This is a genomic window from Candidatus Enterococcus avicola (genome assembly GCF_047470845.1).
Classification (GTDB): Bacteria; Bacillota; Bacilli; order Lactobacillales; family Enterococcaceae; genus Enterococcus_D; species Enterococcus_D casseliflavus.
In genome coordinates this window covers 1-25,281 of the sequence record NZ_JBLGTY010000032.1, presented here as the reverse complement: position 1 = coordinate 25,281, position 25,281 = coordinate 1, and the positions used below count along the sequence as shown (strand labels likewise).

Annotated in this window: 22 protein-coding genes and 1 pseudogene; 21 read left to right on the top strand and 2 right to left on the bottom strand. The window is 34.4% G+C overall.

Annotation, left to right across the window (positions count from 1 at the left end):
* Positions 1–298: 298 nt before the first annotated feature.
* The 4 genes from ACI3E5_RS16440 to ACI3E5_RS16425 all read left to right on the top strand — a co-directional run bounded on the left by ACI3E5_RS16440 (position 299) and on the right by ACI3E5_RS16425 (position 2,964).
* Complete coding sequence (locus tag ACI3E5_RS16440) at positions 299–430, top strand: DUF7006 family protein (protein WP_375354034.1); 132 nt, start codon at positions 299–301, stop codon at positions 428–430.
* Positions 427–654 (top strand): DUF7006 family protein, encoded by a 228-nt coding sequence (locus ACI3E5_RS16435; RefSeq protein WP_375354036.1) that lies wholly within the window; start codon positions 427–429, stop codon positions 652–654. Before ACI3E5_RS16440 ends, ACI3E5_RS16435 begins: the two co-directional genes overlap by 4 nt.
* A 137-nt stretch (positions 655–791) precedes the next feature.
* A complete protein-coding gene (locus tag ACI3E5_RS16430) occupies positions 792–1,559 on the top strand; it encodes a putative ABC transporter permease (RefSeq protein ID WP_010747864.1) in 768 nt (255 codons plus the stop codon).
* A gap of 205 nt (positions 1,560–1,764) precedes the next feature.
* Positions 1,765–2,964, top strand: a complete 1,200-nt coding sequence (locus ACI3E5_RS16425) for a 3D domain-containing protein (RefSeq protein ID WP_010747865.1) — start codon at positions 1,765–1,767, stop codon at positions 2,962–2,964.
* A 190-nt stretch (positions 2,965–3,154) separates the two neighbouring features.
* On the opposite strand, the gene ACI3E5_RS16420 is transcribed toward ACI3E5_RS16425, so the two are convergent.
* Positions 3,155–4,648 carry an AcpB/EbpR/MafR family transcriptional regulator gene (locus ACI3E5_RS16420; RefSeq protein WP_498822060.1) on the bottom strand — a complete coding sequence of 498 codons (1,494 nt, stop codon included), beginning with the start codon at positions 4,646–4,648 and terminating at the stop codon, positions 3,155–3,157.
* A gap of 854 nt (positions 4,649–5,502) precedes the next feature.
* Between ACI3E5_RS16420 and ACI3E5_RS16415 the strand changes: the two genes are divergently transcribed.
* The 16 genes from ACI3E5_RS16415 to wecB are packed head-to-tail and all read left to right on the top strand — an operon-like array spanning position 5,503 to position 21,811.
* Positions 5,503–6,372 carry a hypothetical protein gene (locus ACI3E5_RS16415; protein WP_498822059.1) on the top strand — a complete coding sequence of 290 codons (870 nt, stop codon included), beginning with the start codon at positions 5,503–5,505 and terminating at the stop codon, positions 6,370–6,372.
* A 45-nt stretch (positions 6,373–6,417) separates the two neighbouring features.
* A complete protein-coding gene (locus ACI3E5_RS16410) occupies positions 6,418–7,350 on the top strand; it encodes an LCP family glycopolymer transferase (protein WP_015509384.1) in 933 nt (310 codons plus the stop codon).
* 15 nt (positions 7,351–7,365) lie between these two features.
* A complete protein-coding gene (locus ACI3E5_RS16405; protein ID WP_272016763.1) occupies positions 7,366–8,145 on the top strand; it encodes a YveK family protein in 780 nt (259 codons plus the stop codon).
* Between the two features lie 9 nt (positions 8,146–8,154).
* A complete protein-coding gene (locus ACI3E5_RS16400) occupies positions 8,155–8,862 on the top strand; it encodes a CpsD/CapB family tyrosine-protein kinase (protein ID WP_373270290.1) in 708 nt (235 codons plus the stop codon).
* Between the two features lie 23 nt (positions 8,863–8,885).
* The gene (locus ACI3E5_RS16395; RefSeq protein ID WP_272016761.1) at positions 8,886–9,650 is read left to right on the top strand and encodes a tyrosine-protein phosphatase; all 765 of its coding nucleotides are present in this window, start codon (positions 8,886–8,888) and stop codon (positions 9,648–9,650) included.
* A 12-nt stretch (positions 9,651–9,662) separates the two neighbouring features.
* Complete coding sequence (locus ACI3E5_RS16390; protein WP_491854610.1) at positions 9,663–11,480, top strand: polysaccharide biosynthesis protein; 1,818 nt, start codon at positions 9,663–9,665, stop codon at positions 11,478–11,480.
* 15 nt (positions 11,481–11,495) lie between these two features.
* The gene (locus ACI3E5_RS16385; RefSeq protein ID WP_498822058.1) at positions 11,496–12,674 is read left to right on the top strand and encodes a DegT/DnrJ/EryC1/StrS family aminotransferase; all 1,179 of its coding nucleotides are present in this window, start codon (positions 11,496–11,498) and stop codon (positions 12,672–12,674) included.
* On the top strand, positions 12,674–13,345 hold the full coding sequence (locus ACI3E5_RS16380; RefSeq protein WP_498822057.1) for a sugar transferase: 672 nt from the start codon (positions 12,674–12,676) through the stop codon (positions 13,343–13,345). The genes ACI3E5_RS16385 and ACI3E5_RS16380 overlap by 1 nt, the downstream gene beginning before the upstream one ends.
* The gene (locus tag ACI3E5_RS16375; RefSeq protein WP_445048777.1) at positions 13,342–14,391 is read left to right on the top strand and encodes a glycosyltransferase family 2 protein; all 1,050 of its coding nucleotides are present in this window, start codon (positions 13,342–13,344) and stop codon (positions 14,389–14,391) included. The genes ACI3E5_RS16380 and ACI3E5_RS16375 overlap by 4 nt, the downstream gene beginning before the upstream one ends.
* Entirely contained in the window at positions 14,354–15,241 is an 888-nt protein-coding gene (locus ACI3E5_RS16370; protein WP_086294937.1) for a beta-1,6-N-acetylglucosaminyltransferase, read from the top strand. The genes ACI3E5_RS16375 and ACI3E5_RS16370 overlap by 38 nt, the downstream gene beginning before the upstream one ends.
* Before the next feature lie 3 nt (positions 15,242–15,244).
* The gene (locus tag ACI3E5_RS16365) at positions 15,245–15,868 is read left to right on the top strand and encodes a GNAT family N-acetyltransferase (RefSeq protein ID WP_272016756.1); all 624 of its coding nucleotides are present in this window, start codon (positions 15,245–15,247) and stop codon (positions 15,866–15,868) included.
* Complete coding sequence (locus tag ACI3E5_RS16360; RefSeq protein WP_498822056.1) at positions 15,846–17,006, top strand: hypothetical protein; 1,161 nt, start codon at positions 15,846–15,848, stop codon at positions 17,004–17,006. Before ACI3E5_RS16365 ends, ACI3E5_RS16360 begins: the two co-directional genes overlap by 23 nt.
* 27 nt (positions 17,007–17,033) lie before the next feature.
* Entirely contained in the window at positions 17,034–18,209 is a 1,176-nt protein-coding gene (locus tag ACI3E5_RS16355) for a glycosyltransferase (RefSeq protein ID WP_086294939.1), read from the top strand.
* Complete coding sequence (locus ACI3E5_RS16350; protein ID WP_272016754.1) at positions 18,202–19,452, top strand: lipopolysaccharide biosynthesis protein; 1,251 nt, start codon at positions 18,202–18,204, stop codon at positions 19,450–19,452. Before ACI3E5_RS16355 ends, ACI3E5_RS16350 begins: the two co-directional genes overlap by 8 nt.
* Positions 19,445–20,659, top strand: coding sequence for a nucleotide sugar dehydrogenase (locus ACI3E5_RS16345; protein WP_375352585.1), 1,215 nt, complete (start codon positions 19,445–19,447; stop codon positions 20,657–20,659). Before ACI3E5_RS16350 ends, ACI3E5_RS16345 begins: the two co-directional genes overlap by 8 nt.
* An 18-nt stretch (positions 20,660–20,677) precedes the next feature.
* A complete protein-coding gene (wecB, locus tag ACI3E5_RS16340) occupies positions 20,678–21,811 on the top strand; it encodes a non-hydrolyzing UDP-N-acetylglucosamine 2-epimerase (protein WP_325843235.1) in 1,134 nt (377 codons plus the stop codon).
* A gap of 117 nt (positions 21,812–21,928) precedes the next feature.
* Here the strand turns inward: wecB and ACI3E5_RS16335 are convergent, their stop codons facing one another.
* Positions 21,929–22,543: a helix-turn-helix domain-containing protein gene (locus tag ACI3E5_RS16335; RefSeq protein WP_272016749.1), complete on the bottom strand. Its 615-nt coding sequence runs from the start codon at positions 22,541–22,543 to the stop codon at positions 21,929–21,931.
* A 636-nt stretch (positions 22,544–23,179) separates the two neighbouring features.
* Between ACI3E5_RS16335 and ACI3E5_RS16330 the strand changes: the two are divergent.
* Positions 23,180–25,281 (top strand): annotated as a pseudogene (locus ACI3E5_RS16330) (MucBP domain-containing protein); the annotation flags it as partial.

The window sequence follows — 25,281 nt, the reverse complement described above, 5'->3', positions numbered from 1 at the left end:
TGCTAAGCCAACTGATTGAGAATTAGAAACAATCTGCAGTAGGGAAGAATCATTTACACAAAATTATTGACGCTCCCAATTGTGTCGGTTATATCTATAAAATAATAGTGTGTTTTTTATGTATCTATTTGTTTTGAATAATTGTCAGAATTTTGTTGCGAAATACTATGGCTTCTTTCGATACAAAAAGTAGGCGACATCAGCGACAGTCGGATAGAGAAAGATAGCTCAAAGCGGCGAGGAGATAGAAGGAACATAGGATCTACGTTTAAAAATAATGGAACTAGGGGGAAGGAAATTGTTTTATCAATCAGTGAATGAGTATCTAGTAAAAATGAGAGAAGGATTATCTGCTGAAACCATTAAAGGTGAAATGCCATCAGTCTATGCGTACTGGTTAGCACAGGAAGCAGAATTGAAAAAAAATTGAAAAACAAAGACATGGCTTTTTGGATGGACATCCAACGAGTTCTCTTGATCGATGCAAAATTAGTATTACTTCGCAGTTACATCAATGACTACGATTTTCACGGATTTTCCGAAGATGAGATCATTGCCAATGTGGAACAAGATCATTTTACCTTTAACAAAGAACTGTGTGGCTATAGTTTGAAAGAACAAGTGCACCCATCAATTATTTTTGGTGATCAATAAGCAACAAAAAAGACCGTTCAAACGAGGAATAAGCTACTGCACTGATTCAAAATAAGACCGATTGATTTGTGGTATGATTGTGATGACAAGTACGATTGCACAGATCATTGCAACAGTTTGAAAAGGAGCGGAGAGGTATGGTTCAATTTGAATGGATCATTTTATTGTTTTTCTTGTACTCATTTATCGGATGGCTTTGGGAAACCATTTATTGCTCACTAAAAGCCAAGCACTTTGTGTATCGGGGGTTCCTTATTGGTCCGATCACACCCATCTATGGCTTTGGTATTCTGGGCGTTGTCTATTTGTTACGGCCATTGCATGAGCAAGTGATTCCACTGTTCTTTGCGGCAGCGTTGTTGGTCACCGTGCTTGAATATGTGACAAGTTATTTACTTGAGCGGTTTTTTCATGCCTCATGGTGGGATTACAAAGAAGTACCACTGAATATCAATGGACGGGTGGCATTGCCGATTTCTCTTTTTTGGGGCGTGTGTTGTGTGCTGATTGTTCGATTTGTTCATCCGCAGATGCTAGAGATCGTGCAAATCTTGATTGCTCGGGTTGGATTCTTATTGCCCGTTTTCTTATTAATGGTTCTTTCTTTTGATATGGGCTATACCCTTGCTAACTTGGTTGCCTTTCAGAAAGCGGTACAACAAGTCAATCAAGCCTTTGAGCAGCACAAAAAAGAATTGGCTGAAAATATTGAGCAATATAAAAACGATTGGCAAGGGCGCTTCGCAGCGTTTCCAGAAGAATGGCGCGTATTAAAACAAAATCTACCGAGATTGAATTTCCATCAAAGAAGACTCTTAAAAAACTTTCAAAAGTTAGAAATCAATCAGATAAAAAGCAGTCAGGAATTGTCTCGATTTATTGAAGCGATTCGTAAGAAAAAATAGGTTTGTTACGGTTAGATTACAAAAAATAAACCCTTATCAATACTGATTCTTCCCACTTCTGACTGATTTTAGTTGAAAAAGACGATGAAAACACCCACTTTTACGATAATTTGTAATAAATTGTAAAGGTCCTGCAATAAAATTCTTCTTAAGAATTTGTATAATAGGATATGTTGGAAACCATAGTGAGAAGTGAGGGAATTTTTTGAAGGCAAAGAAACTACGAACAATCGTTGTCGCTGTCTTTGCGGCAGGAATCGTTTCTCCAATCTTTGCGCAGGCTGAGTCACTTGAATCATTGCAAGAGCAAGAAAGTGCCGTCATGCAGCAAAGTCAGGAAATCAGTACGGAAGTACAGATTGCATTGACTGATGTGAATGCGAAATACAGTGAGGTAGAAGAGCTAAAAGCTCAAATCGCTGAAAATGAAGAATCATTAGCAACAACCAAAGCAGAAATCAAAACTGCACAAGAAACAATTGAAAAGCGTGAAGCTGTCGTTGCGGAACGTATGAAAGACATCCAAGTCAATGGTGGGGCAACCAGAGACTGGACGGTACTGTTAGAATCATCCAACATCCAAGATTTTATCAATCGTGCCTATGCGATGACGATGTTACAAAACTTGGAAAAAGAAAAGATCGATTCGTTGACAGCAGAAAAAGAAAAGCTGGAAGCTTTAGAAGAAAAAGCACAGTCAACACAGCAATCATTGAAAGAAAATCAAACCGCATTAGAATCAGAAGCCAAAACACTGGATTCAAAAATTGCGAATCTACAAGCCCAATTGAAAGAAAACGAAGCAACCTTGGCACAAATCGCTTCCAGCAAAGAAGCTGAAACAGCTCGCTTAGCTGCTGAAAAAGCAGCAGAAGAACGAGCAGCCAAAGAAGCGGCGGAACAAGCAGCGAAAGAAAAAGCTGAAAAAGAAGCAGCCCAAGCTGCCGAACGTTCAAGCGCTTCTGAATCCCAAGCGTCTGCTTCATCGAGCAGCAATACGACTGAAAGTAGCAGCTCATCAGCGAGCAGCTCTTCAAGCAACAACAATAGCTCGAACAGCAGTTCAAGCAATACAACTAACAACAGTAATAACAATAGCAACAACAGCAATACAAGTAGCGGTCGAACATTGATGATGGAATCAACTGCTTACTCGTATAAAGAAGCTGGCTCTAGTTTCTTTACAGCAAGTGGGACAGACTTACGTAAAAATCCAATGGCAGTTGCCGTTGATCCAAGCGTGATTCCGTTAGGCACCTTAGTCAATGTTGAAGGCTATGGCGTAGCATTAGCGCTTGATACTGGTGGCGCGATCAAAGGAAATATCATTGATGTTCACTTTGATAACGTCGCACAATGTATCCAATGGGGCCGTCGTCAAGTAAAAGTAACGATCCTTGATTAATCAATCAACTAGCAAGAAGCAGCTCACTGAATGAAGTGGCTGCTTCTTTTTTTACTTTTAATGTAGGAAGGCATAAGAAGAGAGCCTATCGCTGCGTCAGTGACGACATAAGCGATAGGCTCTGGATTTATTGTTAAACTGCTCACAAGCTCTTACACTCATTCTCAGGAGCATTTTTTGAATAACTTGGTCAGATCGAGGGAACGGCGGGTGTTCGCTGATCAAGGATTGAAATTAGCGTTTCCTCTAAAGCTTCCCAATCGTGCACATCGGGAAAGGTTTTGAATAGCAAATAATCAATGACTTGCGCATATTCGGTAATGTATTCCGTGTAGTTGGTTACGATCAAATCAATTTGATTTTTTTCCAAATAGCCTGCGGACAATTCATTGGAGTCCGGGAAATAAAAGGTCCGAGAACTGCGCAAATAACGAACAGATTTGCATTTTAATAATTGGCATAAATAAAAGGGTCCTTCGAACAAAAAAGCGATATTCTTCTTGGCTTGCCAGTACAACGATTTAATAGAAGTAACGTACATCGTAAGACTCGTTCCTAAGTGCTCCAGTGTGTTACTGTCCCAAATTTCTCTAGCTAATGGTTGCGTCAACAGATAGTTTTTAATTAGATGATAATCGTCCGTATACGCCTCTTCGACAAATTGAACGGTATCAGAAATCATATGGTTTAATAAAGGGGATAATAATTGCTTGATTTTTGCTACCGTAAAAAAGGACTCTACTAAGAGTCGGTCGCGAGCGCTATCTTGTGTATCTGGCAAGCAATCCTTGACAAAGGCTGCCGCAAGCTGCTTGATTTCAGGCCAATGATTATACTCTCTACAAAAGGTTTGCTCGATTGCTAAGTTACTGATCGAGCGACGGGTTTTCACTAATAAGAACAAATAAAGGACTTCCTCATAGGGAAGTTCTTTTTGGTATTGTTCACTCACAGCCTCATTGATTTCAGAAAATAGCCGAAAATCATTATACTGTTCAAATAGTTTTTTTATTTGCTTAGGCAATTCGATACGTTGACCCGCACAATGGCGCTCAAAGGTGATATACAAGTAATAATTGAATTCACCAAATGAACAAGCATGCTGGTCGAGTTGATAACATCTTGAAAAAGCACTAGCAGTGATATTTTGGATGGCGATCGGTGGAAAGATCGTATGGGCAGTAATTTCCGATTCATAATAGAAATCATGGAAAAACTTGCGAATATTGATCTCCTCACCAAGAAAGCAAATAGGATTGGTTTGGATCTCCAAACGATAGAAAGAGAAAATAGGTTGCACCTTCCGCAAATAGCGAAGAACGGTGCTTTCTGATATATGGTACTTCTCTGCCCATTCCGATGAGCTATAAAGATCATTGTGGAAAATACTTTCGATGATATGGAACAATATCTCATCGGCAATCAGCGCACGTTTTTTCGTTAAATACACAGCAGACTGCTTGATTGAAAAAATATACCCCTTATGAGAAGAGTCGATCGATAAACAGTCGCCAAAATACTCTTTTAGATCCGTTATGTCCGTTACGATCGTTCGCGTGGTACTTCCTGAAATCTTTGCCAAACCTTGAGTCGAACATTGATAATTTTTCTCGAATGCCATCAAAATTTTCAGCCATCGAATCGTTGCAGTGTTGGTAATAAAATTAATTTGAAAATTTCTCAAGACGTGGCTCCTTTCATGAATAAAATCGCAAATCTTACTTATTCATCTTAAAGAAGATAGGGAAGAAAAAACAAATCACGTATTTCATCGGTTGGTGAAATCTATACCTGAGCCTGTGCCAGATTTTTTGCATTTTCTATAAATCAACTGATGATCGGCATATATATAGGTAGAAACACGTTTTTTCAGTGCAAAGAAGGAAATTGATTGGCATTGAATAGTAAGAGAGAGGTGACAATTATATTACGATAAAATAAAAATTGAGTGATTAATTATATTTGAAATAAACCGATAGGAGATAAAAGGGCGGAATTGAGGGGGGAAGTCAGTTTGGGGAAGATAACTTATAATTTTAACAGGAACGATTGGTGTAAATAAATAGTAACCGCGAAGGAAACCCTATGTGCCCCAAGAAAAATATTCAGTTTTGCCCAATCGATTTATAATAACAACAAAAGCATTTAACTTTTCTTTCTGAAATTCTTATCTTTTCTATTTATAATGAAAAGATGTTGAGAAAATGAATGAATATAATCGCTCGAGGTTATTTTTCTATGATGGGACAACTCTCAAAGACGATGAGAACAACGATTATCACTGAGTTATTTATTATTTAAAATGAGGGTTTAAAAAAACTGTCAAGTATGCTACACGTTATTTATGTATATTTAAAATAACTGATGTTTGCCATTATATAAGTCTTTTGTTGATGAAAAATATACCTTTAAAAAGAAAAAACAGGAATTTCCTTTATTTAATGATACATTTCTCTTATAATAAACTAGAATTGCCTTTATTATGTGAGACGAAGGCAGCATGCTTAAACAAGCACAATTGAAGTAGGGAGTGTGTTCATGGGAAAGCCGTTAGTAAAGACTTTGACTGTTTTAGCCGTTGGTATTGGCGCAGTTGCAATATGTTTCATTGGTTACCGACAAAATAACCAAAGGCAATATCAGCAGCGAGTCGAATACGCACAGACAGCGATTGCCAGCGAAAAAGATCGCATCAATGAGTTGTCTAATGAAATTGCTGAATTATACAGCAACGAGGATCAAACATTTTTAAGAAAAGATCTTAAAGAGGAAGACGTTCTTAAAACAGTCGCAAAACTTTCTGCAGTGAAAGTATCTGCAGACGATTATGGGATCGATGACGATGCATTACCAAGTGAGTCAGTCGATATCCAACAAGAAAAAGCCGCCCTTGATGATCAACTAAAAGACATCGAGGCAAAATTAAAAGTACAAGCGGATACGGAAGCCTTATTTACTGAAGGCGTTTCAAATTGGCAAAGTGCTGAAAATGATGTCATCATAAGAGCTGATCTAAAAGAAACGGATGTTGGGAATGTCCGTGAAAATCTGAGCTTTTTTGAGGATAGTAAATGGAAAGAGTTAGTTGTTTCCTATCTAGAATATGCGGATACTCAATTGGACCGCATTGCAAAATTACAAGAAACTTTTGATGAAATGCTTGATGGGGATGAGGTGACCAGTGAAGTCACATTAGAAAAATACCTGAGTGCAGTCGACAGTATCAGCAAAGTTCGCAATGAAGAATTGAAAGAGAAATACACCGAATTAGCAGACAAAGTCGCTACCCAAATGGGGTACACAGGATACAGCACGTATACACCCCCCGCTTCAACGGAAAGTTATTCAGAGGATACATCAGCAGTAGACGGTACCTGGACAGATCAAAGTTCAGACGTTGTCTACTAATGGAATCATGTATCAAAGAAAATAGAGATAACTGGAGGAAAGCAAATGTCAAAAGGGAAAAAAATCTTTCTAATTATTTTTTCAATCGTTGCAGTGTTAGTCATCGGATTGATCGGTGTCGCTGCTAAACTATATTTTGATGTGTCAAACTCAATTAACGAAACCTATCAATCAGTTGAGCGTGATCGAGAAGATCGCCTACGTGAAAATGATGTCGATCTATCCCAACAAGAGTCCTTCTCGGTTTTACTGATGGGGATCGATACCGGTGATTTAGGCAGAGTCGAACAAGGCCGTTCAGATACCATGATGGTTGCGACCATCAGCCCACAAGACAATCAGACGACGGTGGTGAGTATTGGACGAGATTCCTATGTTGATATCGTTGGACACGGGACGACAGATAAAATTAACCATGCCTATGCTTTTGGTGGACCAGCGATGGCAATGAACACTGTAGAAAAATTTTTGGATATTCCGATCGATCATTACGTATCAATCAATATGGCTGGTTTAAAAGAATTAGTCGATGCGGTGGGCGGCATTGAAGTTGACAATGAAATCACCTTTTCGCAAGATGGCTTTGATTTTGCTATCGGACGTACGTCACTAAATGGCGAACAAGCCCTTGCCTATTCAAGAATGCGTTATGAAGATCCAAACGGCGATTATGGTCGTCAAGAACGCCAACGTAAAATCGTTGAAGGGATCGTTAAGAAAGTCTTGAGTCTTGATGGAATCACCCAATATCAAACGATCTTAAATGCTGTTGAGCAAAACATGAAAACAGATATGAGTTTCGATGACATGCGAACCTTAGCCTTTAACTATCGCAGTGCCTTTCAAACGATCAAACAAGATCAGTTGCAAGGGGAAGGATTCATGCAAGACGGCATCTCATATCAGCGTGTGAGTGACGAAGAATTAGCAAGAGTTCAAAAAGAGTTGAAAGCTCAACTAAATCTAGAGAATGAATAGGAAAGTGGAGAAAAGATGGAAGAAACAATTAGCTTAAAAGAAATATTCGCAATTCTACGGAAACACTTAGCTGCTATTTTTATTTCAATGTTTGCTGGTTTAGCTTTAGCAGGGATATTCACCTTCTTTGTCATTACACCTAAATACAGTTCACAAGCCCAGTTGATTGTGACATTGCCGCAATCAGAAACTACCAATGCAAACGATGTAAATACAAACCTGCAAATGATCAATACGTATAAGGATATGATCGTCAGTGATTTAGTTATGACACAAGTAAAGGATCGACTGGAGTCCGAAAACAACCTTGACTTGACTGTCGGACAATTGAAAGAATCCATTTCAATCAATCAATCGCAAAACTCACAAATGTTTTCCATTCAGGCAACTAGTACCAATGCAGTGTCAGCGCAAAATATTGCCAACACGACTGCATTAGTATTTCAAGAAAATGCCCAAGATGTTATGAATGTTGATAAAATCTCAATCATTTCAAGTGCGGTAGCTAGTACCACTCCAGTTTCACCTAACAACAAACTAAACTTAGCCATTGGTCTAGTACTAGGCATCATGGTCGGTGTTGGCTTAGCCTTCTTATTGGAGTTGCTAGATCGAACTGTCAAAGATGATAAATTTGTTACAGAAACACTTGAACTTACTATTTTAGGAACTGTGCCTCAAATGACCCAGAAAGAGTTGGCAGCAACAATTCAGAAAAAACCAAATATACCATTGATTAAGAAACCGAATGGCGACAAAATGGCAGAATCACGCCGTAGTCGTAGTCGGGTCTAGGAGGGAACAATGATGGCAAAAAAACAAGAACGTACTGGGACGCAGACACATGCAGTAAGTTTGATCACGCTAATTGATCCTTCTTCACCAATCTCAGAGCAATATCGTACGATCCGTACAAATATTCAATTTGCTTCTTCCGCAGATAAACAAATCAAGACTATTGTTGTTACTTCTTCTGGTCCAGGGGAAGGGAAATCGACAACTTCAGCCAATTTAGCAGTTGTTTTTGCTAAATCAGGACAACGGGTATTGTTAGTTGATGCCGATATGCGAAAGCCTACTGTATACAAAACATTCAGTCTAAACAATGCAAGTGGATTGAGTACCGTGTTAAGTACCTCAACGAGCGTCCTTGAAGCAGCCCAAAAAACGGTGATCGATAATTTATCTGTCTTAACAAGTGGACCAAAACCACCAAATCCATCTGAGCTTCTTGGATCAGCCCGAATGAACCAAGTGATGGAAGAAGCGAAAAACCTTTACGATGTGGTTATTTTTGATATGCCACCTGTTGTAGCTGTGACCGATGCGCAAATCATGGCATCTAAAGCAGATGGGACGATTTTGGTAGTACGAGAGAATGTTGCTCGCAAAGAATCCTTAACAAAAGCGAGAGATCTTTTAAATATGGTCCAAGCAAGAATTGTTGGTGTCGTATATAACGGTGCCGAACATTCGAAAGATTCAGGGTACTACTATTATTATGGAAATTAATTAGTTTGAAGGAGACGAGAGAAATGATTGATTTACATTGCCACATTTTACCAGGAATTGATGATGGTGCAGAAGACATCAATGCGAGCATCGCTATGGCAGAAAAAGCGATTAGCCAAGGAATCACGCATATCCTTTGTACCCCACATCATAACAACGGAAAATATCGCAATCCAAAGTCTGAAGTCATTTCTCTCGTTACTTCTTTACAAGAAGAATTGGACGCACGGAACTTGTCTTTGACAGTACTTGAGGGACAAGAGGTGAGAATAACAGGAGATTTAATTGAGGATATACAGAAAAATACCATCCTTTTTACAGATCTTGATGATACGTATATTTTGATAGAATTTCCTACGATTGAAGTGCCTACGTATACAGAACAAATATTCTTCGATTTACTACAGCTGGGAAAGATTCCAGTCATTGTCCACCCAGAGCGGAATGCTCATTTTAGAAAAGACCCTAACAATCTCATCCCTTTTTTAGATATGGGCTGTTTAGCTCAGTTAACTGCGCCAAGTTATGTCGGCGTATTTGGAAAAGAGATCCAAAAAACAGCAAAAACGATGGTTGAACATAATCTTGTTCAAATGGTCGCTTCGGATGCCCACGGCGTTACAAAACGCACCTTTTATTTAAAAGAAGCCTATGATCAAATTGAAAAAGATTTTGGTTTGCAAAAAGTAACATTGATGAAGCAAGTTACAAAAGATTTGATAAACGGGGATCAAATCAATTTTCCAGCTTATACAGAAGTGAAAAAAAAGAAATTCGGGTTATTTTAGGGGGCAACTGGGTTGTTTGAATTAACGAGAAGAAGAAAAATTGTAACTTTGATAGTTGTAGATAGTTTATTGATCATAGCAGCGAATATTGCAGCAGTTTATTTTATGAGACCCTTTGTGGCGATTCCAAGGGAATTTACAATGATCTCTGTGAGTCTGTCTGTCGGCTTCTACCTTTTTTATGGTTCCGTGTTCCGTGTTTTTTCTCGAATCAATCGCTATACGAATCTGAAAGAAATGATCGCTATCTTCTTGGCTGTATCATGTAGCGCTTTTACTTGCAATGTGATCTTATTTTTTGGTGATGAAACCTATAGCGTGCGGTTAGTGATCTTTACGTACTTTCTTTCGCTCTTTTTGATCATAGCTAGTCGATTGATTTGGCGGATCTATATAGAAAGAAAAAATATGAGAGGGACGTCCAATGAGGTTGTTAAGAATACCTTGATCGTCGGTGCAGGTGAAGGCGGCAGAATTCTTTATAATAGCTTTGTAGGTTCTAAAACGGCAAGTGACATTAATATTATCGGATTTGTCGATGATGATCCGAATAAACGAAACACTTATCTTTCTGGGAAAAAAGTCTTGGGGTGTATCAGTGATTTACCTGATTTGATTCAAAAGTATGAGATCAATATGGTTACGATCGCCATTCCTTCTTTGTCACGGAAAAAATTGCGGAGTATTTTTAGCTTAATTGAACCTTTACATGTCAAAGTCAACACGATGCCATCAATGGAAGAAATCGCCTCTGGAAAAATCAGTACCTCACGTTTGAAGAAAATCGATGTCGTTGATTTGTTAGGCAGAGATGAAGTCAAATTGGATATCGACTCCATTAAAGATCAAATTACTGGAAAGACGATATTAGTGACTGGCGCTGGCGGATCGATTGGCTCCGAAATCTGTCGCCAAGTGATTCAATTCAATCCTAAAAAACTAGTTTTATTAGGACATGGAGAAAACTCAATTTACTTAATTGACCGTGAGTTGAAAATCAATTTTAAAGACAATATTACCGAAATCGTTCCCGTTATAGCCGATATACAAGATCGTGAAAAGATGTTTGAAATCATGAACGAAGTCAAACCGGATATCGTCTATCATGCGGCAGCCCATAAACACGTGCCATTGATGGAATACAATCCTAAAGAGGCAGTCAAAAACAATATTTACGGAACCAAGAATACCGCTGAAGCTGCTAAAGCCGCGAAAGTGAAGAACTTCGTAATGGTCTCTACAGATAAGGCCAATAATCCGCCAAACGTCATGGGTGCGACCAAACGCATCTCTGAAATGATTGTTACTGGCTTAAATGAAAAAGGTTGCACGAAATTTTCTGCTGTGCGTTTTGGCAATGTCTTAGGTTCAAGAGGCAGTGTGATTCCAGTATTCCGTGAGCAAATAGCAAAAGGCGGACCAATCACAGTGACTGATTTTCGCATGACTCGCTATTTCATGACAATCCCTGAAGCAAGCCGCTTAGTTATTCAGTCAGGGGCGCTTGCTAAAGGTGGCGAAATCTTCGTTTTAGATATGGGTGAACCGGTGAAAATCGTTGATCTTGCGAAGAATATGATTCGTCTAAGTGGTTATAGTGAAGAAGAGATTGAGATTGTTGAAACTGGGATTCGACCTGGTGAAAAATTATACGAAGAACTATTATTGGATAAAGAACGGAATGATGAAGCAGTCTTTGAGAAAATTTTTGTAGGAAATATTACTGGCTATTCTTTTAATAAGGTTCTAGACTTTATAGAGAATTTACCAGTAAACGATAAAGATTTAGCAGTAAAAATTGTAAAGTTTGCTAATGATTCTAATAAATAGAGTGAGGTACTTATAATGATAAATATTCCTTTTTCGCCACCAGATATTACTAATCAAGAAATTGAAGAAGTTATTGACACATTAAAATCCGGATGGATCACAACAGGTCCAAAAACAAAAGAACTTGAAAATAATATATCAAACTATTGTGGAACAAAAAAAAGTATTTGTTTAAATTCTGCAACAGCTTGTATGGAAATGTGTTTAAGGATGTTGGGAATAGGCCCCGGAGATGAAGTTATAACAACTGCATATACCTATACTGCAACTGCAAGTGTTATTGATCATGTAGGTGCAAAAATAGTATTAGTTGACACGGATGAACTATCATATGAAATTTCTTGTGATGCATTAGAAAAAGCAATCACTACTAAAACAAAAGCAATAATTCCTGTGGATATAGCAGGAGTAATATGTGATTACGAAAAAATATTTGGTGTGTTAGAAAATAAAAGGAAGTTGTTTACTGCTGATAACGAAATCCAGAGATTGTTTAATAGAGTAATTGTTTTATCAGATGCTGCTCATTCTTTTGGGGCGACAAGATATGGAAAAAAGAGCGGTAATATAGCTGATTTTACAAGTTTTTCTTTTCACGCTGTTAAGAATCTAACAACAGCTGAAGGGGGATGTTTAACCTGGAAAGATTTAGGCAATGAAATAAATCAAAAAATTTACAATCAAATTAATTTGCTTTCTCTTCATGGACAAACGAAAGATGCCTTAGCAAAAAGTCAGCTTGGATCTTGGGAATATGATATTGTATTACCTGCTTACAAATGTAACATGACGGATATTCAGGCTTCATTAGGATTAGTGCAACTAAAAAGATATTCAGATTTATTAATGAAAAGGAAAAAAATTGTTACTAATTATATGCAGTTATTGAAAGAAAACATTCATACTGTAAATCATGAAAATTCTAGCATGCATTTGATGTTAACAAGATTTGATAATTCGATTTTTGAAAGAAACGAGATTATAAACAAATTAGCAGAAGAAGGAATAGCTACGAATGTTCACTACAAACCGCTACCTTTACTTACAGCTTATAAAAATATGGGGTTCAAAATGGAAAATTATCCAAATGCATATAATATGTTTATCAATGAAATCTCTTTACCTCTTCATACCAATTTAGATGAAGAGCAAATAAGCTATATTGCTAAAAAATATAATGAGTTGGTAAATTAATGGATAGACAGACATATTTGTATAAAATTGACGATAAAAAGTTTGACGTTTATAAAGAACAAATTAGAAAGAAATATATATATTTATTAATTAAAAGGTTTACGGATATTCTTTTGTCTCTTTTGTTAATAATAGTTTTGCTTATTCCAATGCTTATAATCTTTATTTTAATATATTTGGAAGATAGAAACACTCCGATTTTTTTACAAGATAGAGTCACAAAAAATGGTAGAATTTTTAAAATTATAAAGTTCAGAAGCATGAAAGTATCAAATAGCACTCAGTATTTAACGGTCAATAATGACTCTAGAATTACTAAAGTTGGAAAATTCATAAGAAAGTTTAGACTTGATGAGTTACCTCAACTATTTAATATATTGCTAGGTGATATGTCTTTTGTTGGTGCACGACCAGAGGTTCCAAAATATGTTAATTTTTATAATGAAGAGATGTTGGCAACATTGTTACTTCCTACAGGTGTTACATCTAGAGCAAGTATCATGTATAAAGATGAAGCAGAATTATTGAATAAATCTAAAAATACAGATGAAACCTACATCAAGGAAATTCTCCCGAATAAAATGAAATACAACATTGATTATATGAAAAAAATTAGTTTTAAGGAAGATATTAAAATCATCTTCTTAACTATAAAAGAGGTGTTTTTTTGAAAAAGCTAACTATTTCAATCATTATAGTAGCGATGAATGAAGAAGAGTATCTGGAAAATATTTTGGGAGATTTACTAAAACAAACATATAGTCACAGTTTAATTGATGTAATATTGATTGATAGTTTATCTACTGATAACACTTTAGAAATTATGAGAGAGTTTAAAAGAAAACAAAATTTTAGGAATACAATTATACTTTCTAACGAGAATAAGAGATTAGCTTATGGATGGAATCTAGGTATAAAAAACGCTAAAACAGATTTGGTTTTAAGAGTTGACGCACACTCTTCAATTCCGAATGATTTCGTTGAAAAGAATATTTTTCGAATAGAACAAGGAGAAAGAGTTTCTGGGGGGGCACGACCGAATGTATTGGCACCTTCTGATAATACTAAATGGAATGATGCATTATTAGCTGCAGAGGGAGCGATTTTTGGATCTAGTATCGCTCCCTACAGAAATTCTAAAAAGTCAAAATATGTAAATAGTATTTTTCACGGGGTTTATGAAAGAAAAATATTTGATGAAATTGGTTTATTAAATGTAAGTTTGGGCCGTACTGAAGATAACGAAATTCATTACAGAATGAGAAAAAACGGCATATTACTTTCATATGATCCTGATATTATTTCATATCAATATGTAAGAAGCAGCTTGAAAAAAATGATTAAACAAAAGTTTTTCAATGGATATTGGATAGGCTTAACGACTTATGTTTGTGCCAAATGTTTTTCAATATTTCACTTTATACCTTTTTTATTTGTTCTGAGTCTTTTATTTAGTATGATTCTTTCAGGATTAAACATCACGTCGCTACCATTATTGCTAATTATTTCAATATATATTATATTTTTGGTATTAACAACCATGATTACCTTTATTCAGAAAAAATTTAATATTTATTATCTTTGCCTAATATTTATACTACCACTTCTACATTTATCGTATGGCATGGGTACATTATTAGGATTTATTATGATTCCTTTTAGAAAAGAAGGGTTGAAGAATGGTAAAAAAACAAGCTTATTTGATACTGGCTCATAATGCCCCTCAAATATTTCATGAACTAGTAAAGAAAATAGATTTTTCGAATCATGATATTTTTGTTCATGTCGATAGAAAAACACCAATTGATGATTTTATTGCAATAAGAGATCATGTTAAATATTCTAAAATTTATTTTTTGGAGAATAGATTTGAAATTAAATGGGGATCATATAATATAGTAAAAGCTGAGATTGAGTTATTAAAAACTGCTCTAAGAACAAATGAGTATTCTTACTTACATTTACTTTCAGGTGTAGATGCATTAATTGAAGATAAAGAGGAGATCTTTAATTTTTACAATGATAGCAAAGCAAAACAATTTATACATTTTTGGAAAGAAGATGAGATGCAGAAAAATTTATTTATGGATCGATATAAGACGTACGATATTCTTTTACCCAAAAACAGAAACAAATTAAATAAATTGCTTTATCATTCAGTGAGGTATCTGTCTATTAAACTTCAAAAATTTTTCAGAATAGAACGTAATTCAAACATCAATTTTTATATGGGTTCTCAATGGTTTAGTATTACAGATACTTTTGCCCAATACTTAATTGGGAAAGAAAAAGAAATTGATAATATTTTTCGAAGAACACTTTGCCCTGATGAAAGTTTCGTACAAACATTATTTATGAATTCTTCATTTTGTGAAGGTATAAGAATTAATATGGATAATGATTATTCGAGAATAAAAAGATGTATTGATTTCACCCATGGAACCCCTAAAGTTTGGGGGAGAGATGATGTTGAATATTTAAAATCGTCATCTAACTTTTTTGCAAGAAAATTCGATGATGTTGAAGTTGTTAAACAGCTTTCTGTTTTTAAATCTAACAAGAGGTGAATTATGGATTACAAACTAGCAACATTCGCAGATCTAAATAAAATTGTAGATTTTCATTTGGAAAATTTTGAAGGATATTATTTAACTAATTTAGGAAAAGACGTTCTTAATAAGTATTATTACTTTTTTTTAAATAATAAAAAAAATAAGTTTTTTTTGGTTAAAGACGGTGAAGAAATTGTTGGTTTAGCTTTATTTGTTGAAGATTTCGAAGAACAAATAAATGTTTTCTATAAGAATAATTTCTTGCTTCTTTCTAAAAATATATTAAAAAAATTTGTGCTGCTTAATAAACCTGTGATCAGTGGAACATTATCTAGAGTAATTTCTACAGTAAAATCAGACAGTAATATCTATGATATGCCTAGAATGTCTTTGTTGTCTTTGGCAATTGATAAAAAAAATAGAAGCCAGGGTATTGGAAAGTCTTTAATCGATTTTTCTGAAGTTTATTTAAACGATCTGGGATATAAAAGTTATTATCTCTCTGTTCTGAATACAAATTTTCGAGGAATAAATTTTTATAAACGGTTAGGATTTAAACCTATAAAGACTGATAATAATCTAGTTTATTTTGAAAAAAGCATTATGGAAGGGCCATTAGATGACAGACAAGTTAATGCATAATCAATTTGTAATGTTCTTAATTACGATTTTTATTTCAGCAAATTTAATATCTTATTCTTTGGGGAATTATGACTACAATAAGTTTATTTATGCAGTGGTCTTCTTAATAATTTATCTTAATACACGTAAGATTAAAATTTCTCTTATATCATTTATATATTTTTTAGTTACTATTTTTATTTCAATTTTGTCAGTAATAAATTTTGATTTCGAAGCAACCAAAAGCTATGTGTTTTACTTTTTATTTTTCAGTTTTTTTTCTTTTATTGTTTTATCAAAAGTTATTAATTTTGATTTATTTTTCATTTCGATGAGTTACATTTTAAGTTTGTCCTTACCTATATTACTTTTCAATGTTTATACTCATGACTATGATATTGGTATTCTTTTAGGTATAAGTTATTCGATGTTACCTAATTTCATTGCTAGTTTATATGTTTTGATAAACTCAAAAAATTTAGTTAATCAATTTGTTGCTGCTATAACGGTTATAATATCAAGTTATTTCTTTATAACTAGAGGAAATCGAGGTGTAGTTTTATGTATATTGATTTTCTTTTTACTGAAAATATTATACAAAGATAAATATTCGACTGGACTTAGAATTTTTTTAACTGGAGTTTTTGGGGCTGTAATTTTTGCTGTCATGTCAAATATTTCAAAGGTTTTCTTTTTTTTGAAGGATGTTCTGAGTTATTTACATATTGAAATTTATGCGATAGATAAAACTCTGAATTTGATAATAGAAAACCAAAATTTGGATAGTGGAAGAATGTTTTTATTTGAAAAAATTACTAGTGATATCGGCGGAGTAAAAGACATTTTATTTGGTAGAGGAATAGGATATTTTGAAAGTATAAATGGGGTATATACTCACAATTTATTTGCACAATATTTTATTGAAGGTGGGGTTATTTATTTGATTTTACCATTATTTATTGTGTCTATCTACTTAATCAAACTGTTTAAAATGAAAAATGATAAATCTAATCAAGAAAATGTATATTTCTTTTTTATAGTTTCAGTATTTATTCCACTTATGCTATCTAACGTATACTGGGTATCTCCGTTGTATTGGTTTTCTGTCAACTATATATTGTTAAGTATAAGTAGAAAAAAACTAACCATAGTACTTTAATAGATTGAACATGAAGCGAGGGATAATATGAAATTGCTATACTTGGTTTACTTTGATATTAATTTGCCGCAGATGGCAGGTGTCAAAAAAAAAATTCTTTCACAATTAAATGCTTTTGATGATTTAGGTATTAATAGCGAGTTAATGTATAGAGAAGGAAACAAACTTTTAATACAAAAAAATGGGAAAATAAAAAAGAAATTTGAAATAAAAAAAGGCTTGTCCCGATACAAACGTAGTATTTATAAAGTTTTTAAAATGGAAGCAATATCAAGTAACTATGATTATGTATATATAAGATTTCCAAATACTATTGATTTCAGTGTATTATCACTATTTAAATGTGTAGGAAAAGATAAGGTAATCCTAGAAGTTCCTACTTATCCTATAAAAGGTGAGTTCGATGAGCAATTAAAAGATTTAAAAAATAAAAAATTATATATTGAATATATTTTGAAAAACGTTTTGTTTATGACGCATAATCTTTTGTCTAGAAATCTTAATCAATACGTAAATAGAATAGTAACATACATGCCATACGATAGCATTTGGGGGGTAAAAACTATCCCAATTGATAATGGTGTAGACGTAACTAAATACTTACCATTGACGAATAAAATCCATGATTCAAGTACTTTTGTTCTTACAGGCGTCGCTAATGTATCTAAATGGCATGGTTTTGACAGAGTTATTTATGGTATAAAAGAATATACTGATGATATTAAAAACAATAAAAAAATTATTTTTAATATAGTCGGTGATGGTCCTGAAATTTCCAATCTTAAAAATTTAGTTAAACTTAATAATTTAGAAAATCACGTTATTTTTCATGGACCAAAATTTAACGAGCAATTAATTTCTATTTACAATAAGACGGATGTTGCAATCTCTTCGATCGGTATGCACAGAATTGGACTAATAGAGGGTTCAACTATTAAGACTAAAGAATATTGTTCACTTGGACTTCCGTTTGTATATGCTTACAAAGAAACCAAAATAAGCGATACGTTTGGCTATGCTCTTCAAGTAGATGCTAATGAAAACCCAATAGATATTGAGTTGCTTATTAAATTTTATAATAATTTAAAAATAAATGAAAATTATGAAGAAAAGATGCATGATTTTGCAGTGGAAAACTATACATGGGTAAGTCAAATGAAAAGAGTGATAGAATTAATGAAAGTGGAAAAGTTAAATGCATGAATTTTTGAATAGAGTGAAACATTCACCCATGGTTCAATTAACTATATGGTCGATTTTTGCGCAACTAATTACTTTCATTTTATCTCCAGTGACAACACGTATTTTTAGTCCTGAACAATTTGGGTTCTATACCTTAATATCATCCGTAGTTTCCATGGTAATGCCTATATTGTCGTTAAAATTTGATTCTTTAATTGTATCTGAAAAAAGTGAAAAAAATTCTTATATAGCTTTAAAACTATCTTATTTGATAATTTTTTTATTAAGTTTTTTTACAGTAGTTTTGTATAAATTGTATTGTGATATTTCCGGAATGAATCTATCCTTATTTCAATTCCTTCTGATTTTTTTTATATTGGTAATTACAGGAGTTTCAAATTTAGGTGTAGCCTATAGTAACAGGTATGAAAATTATAATCTTATTGGTAAATATAATTTTTTACGTTCTTTAGCCCAAAATATATTGTTGATATGTTTAGGTTTGTTGAATTTTAGTGTTAATGGTATGTTGCTTTCTTTGCTGCTCGGAAATTTTCTGGGTTTTATTAGTTTAATGAGAATAGTTCCAAAAAATGAAATTAAGAATGCCAATATTTCAAGGACTGAAATGAAAAATTTTTTCTTTAGTAACGCAGATATGATTAAATATTCATTTCCAGCTCATTTTATTAACTCAATGTCATATACAATTTTGAATTTTTTAATAACGGCTTTATATGGTACTGAAATCTTTGGATATTATAGTTTGTCATTTCGTATATTGGGATTACCTTTAGTATTGATAACAGGTAATATGTCTAAAGTATTTATGAAAAGTTCAGCAGATGAGTGGAACACAGATAATACTATCGAGAAAACCTTAAAAAAATATACTATGATTTTGCTATGTTTAGCTATTCCCTTTTCTCTTGTGCTATTTCTTTTTTCACCTCAACTTTTTTCAATACTTTTTGGGAAAAATTGGATCGTGACAGGTGATTATGTAAGAATCCTTTCAATAATGTTTGGAGTGAGATTGGTTGTATCTTCCTTGATGAATTATTTTATAGTCACAAAAAATCAAGCTATAGAACTTTTTTTTCAATCACTCTTTTTAGTAATTTCATTAATAATATATATTGTTTCTAAAAGAATGAATTTGCCTATTGAAAGTTTTCTAATCTTAATCAGTTTAGGATATTCTCTTAATTATGTTCTAATATACTTTTATATTTATAAAAACAGGAGGAAATTAAATGATTAACGTTATAGGTTTAGGATATATTGGTTTACCCACATCGCTTATTTTAGCAGCAAATAACAATGAAGTGGTCGGTACGGATTATAATATGGAATTAGTTTCCAAATTAAACAGAAAAGAATTAACATTTGAAGAAAATGGACTAGAAAATTTATTTAATCAAGCTATAAGCAAAGATATTAAATTTACTAATGAATATATTGCTTCCGATGTTTATATCGTTACAGTACCAACTCCATATGATAAATTAAACAAAAAAATTGATCCTTCCTATGTTATAGCGGCAACGAAAGAAATATTGAAGGTCTGTAAAAAAGGAACTATATTAATTATTGAGTCTACTGTTTCTCCAGGCACAATAGATAAATTTATTAGACCATTAATAAAAGATTCTGACTTAGAACTAAATAAGGACATTCACTTAGTTCATGCACCAGAAAGAATACTACCAGGACAAATGATTTATGAGTTAGAGAACAATTCAAGAACAATTGGGGCTGATCTACCGGAAATAGCTGAAAAAGTTAAAACCATCTACCAAACATTTTGTAAAGGAGAAATTATTTGTACTGATATTAGAACAGCAGAAATGAGCAAAGTTGTAGAAAATACATTTAGAGCTGTTAATATCGCGTTTGCAAATGAATTAACTAAAATAGCAAGATATGATAATCTGGATGTTCATGAAATTATTAGAATTTCAAATATGCATCCTAGGGTAAATATATTAAATCCTGGTCCAGGAGTGGGGGGACACTGCATACCTGTTGATCCGTGGTTTTTAGTTGGAGATTATCCAAGATTAACGAAATTGATTTCAGCGGCATTAGAAGTTAATGAATCTATGCCTGACCTAGTTTTAAGCAGAATTACAGACATAATGAAAGACCACGGAATTACTGACAAGTCAAAGGTAGGTATTTACGGATTATCCTATAAACAGGATGTTGATGATTATCGAGAAAGTCCAACAGTGCAAATGTTTGAGAAAATGGGAGAGCATTTCGCGGAACCTTTCAGAGTTTATGATCCAATGATTCATAATAGAGTACTTAAAAGTCAAATCATGGATTTTGATTCTTTTATTAATGATAGTGAGATTGTGGTAGTAATGGTTCCACATTCACAAATAAAATCCCAACAAGATAAGCTTAAAAACAAACTAGTTTTGGATCCTCATAACATATTTGATTTTTCATACAAACTTTAACGAAAACAGAGGAATAAAATGAATAAAATTAAAATCATGACAATATTTGGTACAAGGCCAGAGGCTATCAAAATGGCACCACTTGTCAAAGCTATTGAAGAAGATCTTCGATTCGAGTCAATTGTAACTGTGACGGCTCAGCATCGCCAAATGTTAGATCAGGTAATGAATATTTTTGATTTATCAGCAGATTACGATTTAAATATAATGAAAGATGGACAAACATTAGCGGGTATAACAAGTCGCGTAATAAAAGAATTAGATCAGATTTTTGAAGAAGCAAAACCAGATATTGTTCTTGTTCATGGTGATACGACAACAACTTTTTCGGCATCAATAGCTAGTTTTTATCATCAAATAAAAATTGGGCATGTAGAAGCAGGTCTAAGAACTTGGAATAAGTACTCTCCGTTTCCCGAAGAAATGAATAGACAGCTCACTGATGTTTTAGCAGATATTTATTTTGCTCCTACTGAGATGAGTAAGAAGAATTTATTAAATGAAAAAAGAAATGTCAGCGATATTTACGTTACCGGAAATACGGCTATTGATGCTATGAAATATACGATTTCAGACCAATATAGTCATTCTTTATTAACAGATATAGGTGATAAAAAAATAATACTAGTTACAATGCATAGAAGAGAAAATTTAGGAAATCCTATGAAGAACGTTTTCAAAGCAATAAATCGAATTGTCGAACGCTTTGATGATGTACATGTGGTATTCCCTATGCATAAGAATCCGATAGTTCGAAAAACCGTAAAAGAAACTTTGATTGATTGCGATCGAATTCATTTAATTGAACCATTAGACGTGGTGGATTTTCAAAACTTTGCTAATCATAGCTATATGATTATGTCAGATTCTGGAGGAGTGCAGGAAGAAGCTCCTTCATTAGGAAAACCTGTATTAGTCTTACGTGATACAACTGAGAGACCAGAAGGAATAGAGGCTGGCACATTAAGATTAGTGGGTACAAGTGAAGATAAAGTATTTGTGTCTGCTAAAGAATTGCTTGAAGATAATGATATTTACGACCAAATGTCTAAAGCTTCAAACCCTTACGGAGATGGATTTGCTAGTCAGAGAATTTTAGATGCTATTGCATACAGCTTTGGCTTAACTAATGAAAAACCTTCTGAGTTCTAAAACAAAGTACTCTGATATTTTGTATAGATATCAGAGTACTTTTCTATTTAATATGGATTTTAACTGTTTATCTGAATAGGATAAAAAACACGCGGTTTTTTAAACTGCTTAAATTTTTTAGTAGATAAACTTCCGCCAATCAAACAAATAAATCACCCCAATTGCTTTAAAGGTCAAATAGATAAAATGACCATAATTATGGCCAATCAGATGTAACGCATCAGCGGAAGCTCCTTTATTCGACCAAAGAGTAAAACCTAATATAATGGCTAAGATCAACAGACCTTTTCCTAATGCAAAGACAATTGTTTTTGCAGGGAGGGGTCTTTTTTTTGTGAGGAAAAAGCCGAATAAAAGGACAAAGTTAACTAGTAACAAAAAATGTGCAGCAGCTGTCCATAAGGTCATTGTTCCAGTAGGTGTTAAGAAGTCGGTGAAAACGCAAGCGACGACTGCAGTCAAATTTAGCAAGTATAGAGGAAGGCGGAAGGTTGGTTTCTTCTCTTCACTCTTTATTTCTGGTTCTTCTGCTAATTGTTCTGGTTTTAGTAGTGACTCTAAATCGATTTGATAGAGATCACTTAATTTGATCAATGTGTCGATGTCTGGGGTACTTCGGTTGTTTTCCCAATTTGAGATCGTTTGTCTGGTAACAAATAATTTTTCGGAAACTTCTTTTTGGGTGAGTCCTAATTTCAAGCGACTCTCTTTTATTTTTTCAGCTATAGTCATTTCAATGCTCCTTCTGACATATCCTATCATAAAGCGGTTCAAAGAAACAATTGTAAAGCTCGATTTAAAGAAAAAATGCACAAGATGTTTTCTTTGTTTACATAAGATTAAATTAAAATGAGCTTCCTTCAGATATTCCTAAAAAAATTTCTGGAATTACTCGATTTTTTTCAGTGAGTCCTTCACCTGTAATAAGTAACAATTGTCATATATGAACTGATAAATGTTCAAAGATAGCACATTTTGAGAGTAGAAGATAGACTTGCTCGAATTATTCAAAAAAAGAATGCCACGATTAAGTAAAAATAATTTGCTTTTTTGAAAATGAAATCATTGATAAAACAAGGATGCAAAGAAGATTTGCGCTGATTAGCACTGGATTTGCTTGAAGGTAAGGGTGCTTGAATTATAAAATTCTGAAGAGGTGATGCAATGTGATGACAAGTGAATTAAGTATACAAACGATCAATGGTATTTCATGTGTCCGCATAAAAAATTTTTGATAGGAGTGGATGATACGCTAAATAAAAAATTGTTTGTAAATTAAAAATTAATAAATTATAATGATTATTAGGCGTAAAAAAAGTTTGGATAAAAAGGTTTTAATTTTGAAAAAGAAGGTTAAGGTGAAAGTTTGTGAAAAAGAAGTTTAAATCTATTCTATCTTTAGTAATCTTATTAAGTGCTGCGGTGGTAACGCCAGCATTTCAGGTAGTGGCGGAAAGCCAAGTGTTTTCAGAATCTCCGCAGGTGGATCAGGAAGAAGTGAAAACTGTACAATCTGATGATACGAATGCTTCTGCGGATGCTGGACAAGCTACCTCTCAAGTAGTGACAGTAAAGAAGCCATCAGCGGATCAGAAAATAAAGAAGAACCTGCTGCAAGCCCTGTAAATAATGTCCCTTCTTCTGTTGATCCGTCGTCTGCAAGAGCTGCCAATGCGCAACTGACGGTTCAAGTTTTAGATAGTAATTCAAACCAGCCAATCCAAGGCGCTTATTTCACATTGACCTCCTCGACATCTGGTGAAGTGACGTTGTTAGTCACGGACAGTTCAGGAAAGGTAACGATTCAGGTTCCTTCAGGGGGCTACTTTATTAAGCAAGTGGGTACAACGAATCAAAGATTGAACTACGCATTTACATCGATTGGAAATTCTATCAATTTGCAAGCAGGAGAAACCAAAACATTGGCACTTTATGAGCGTCAAATTGTAGGCGAGTATGCTTTTGGAGATAGCCCCGATACGATTCATATTCCTGTAAACAGTAACTTCGATTTCTCAACACAGGCATTAGGGATCGAGGCGTTTAAGTTAAATTTTAGCGGCAACATAGAAAAAAGTATTTCTGACTCACAGATCTTTCCGTACTACACAAATGTTGATCCGAGCAAACCGGGGACTTACGTAGCAATTTTTATGGCTAGACAAGCCTCATATAGTGTATATACAACACATGTAGTCAATGTCATTGTTGACCCGGAGCAGGCGGGAGAGGTAACTGTCAGATATCTTGATACTCAAGGGCAAGAAATCCATGAAACGAAGACTTTATCTGGTACCATTGGTGCTTCATATGATGCTAGTACGGATGAGTATAAGTTATCAATTGACGGTTACACCCTAGACGAAAGTCAATTACCAGAAAACAGTAAAGGCGTATTTAGTGAAACAGCACAAACCATCACCTACATTTACACAAAAAATCCTGTACCAGCAGCGGATGTCACGATTGAGTATGTAGATTTAGAAGGCAACGAAATCCACGCTAGTCAAACGATTAGCGGGAATGTAGGCGACTCTTTCGATGTAAGCACAGATCAATATAAACTATCGATCGATGGCTACACTTTAGATAAAAGCCAATTACCAGAAAATAGTAAAGGCATATTTAGCGAAAAAGCGCAAACCGTCACCTACATCTATACAAAAAATCCGATACCCGCAGCTGATATAACAGTAAAATACGTTGATACAGAAGGCGAAGAAATTTATTCTCCTCAAACGATCAGTGGAAACGTAGGCGACTCTTACGATACTAGTACAGAAAAATATCAACTAGCAATCGAAGACTACACATTGGATGAAAGCCAATTGCCAGAAAATCTTAAAGGTGTCTTTAGTGAAACAGCACAAACCGTCACCTATATCTACACAAAAAATCCGATACCAGCAGCGGATGTAACGGTCGAGTATGTGGACACAGAAGGCAACGAAATTCACACTTCTCAAACGATCAGTGGAAACGTAGGCGACTCTTACGATGCCAGTACAGAAAAATATCAGCTAACAATCGAAGGCTACACCTTAGATCAAAGCCAATTACCAGAAAACAGTAAAGGCGTATTTAGTGAAACAGCACAAACCATCACTTACATCTATACAAAAAAAACTGTACCCGCAGCTGATGTCACGATTGAGTATGTAGATTTAGAAGGCAACGAAATCCACGCTAGCCAAACGATTAGCGGGAATGTGGGCGACTCTTTCGATGCAAGTACAGATCAATATAAACTATCGATCGATGGCTATACACTAGATGAAAGCCAATTGCCAGAAAATAGTAAAGGCGTATTTAGCGAAACCGCGCAAACAGTCACCTACATTTACACAAAAAATCTGATACCAGCAGCGGATGTAACGATTGAGTATGTGGACATAGAAGGCAACGAAATCCACGCTAGCCAAACGATTAGCGGGAATGTGGGCGACTCTTTCGATGCAAGTACAGATCAA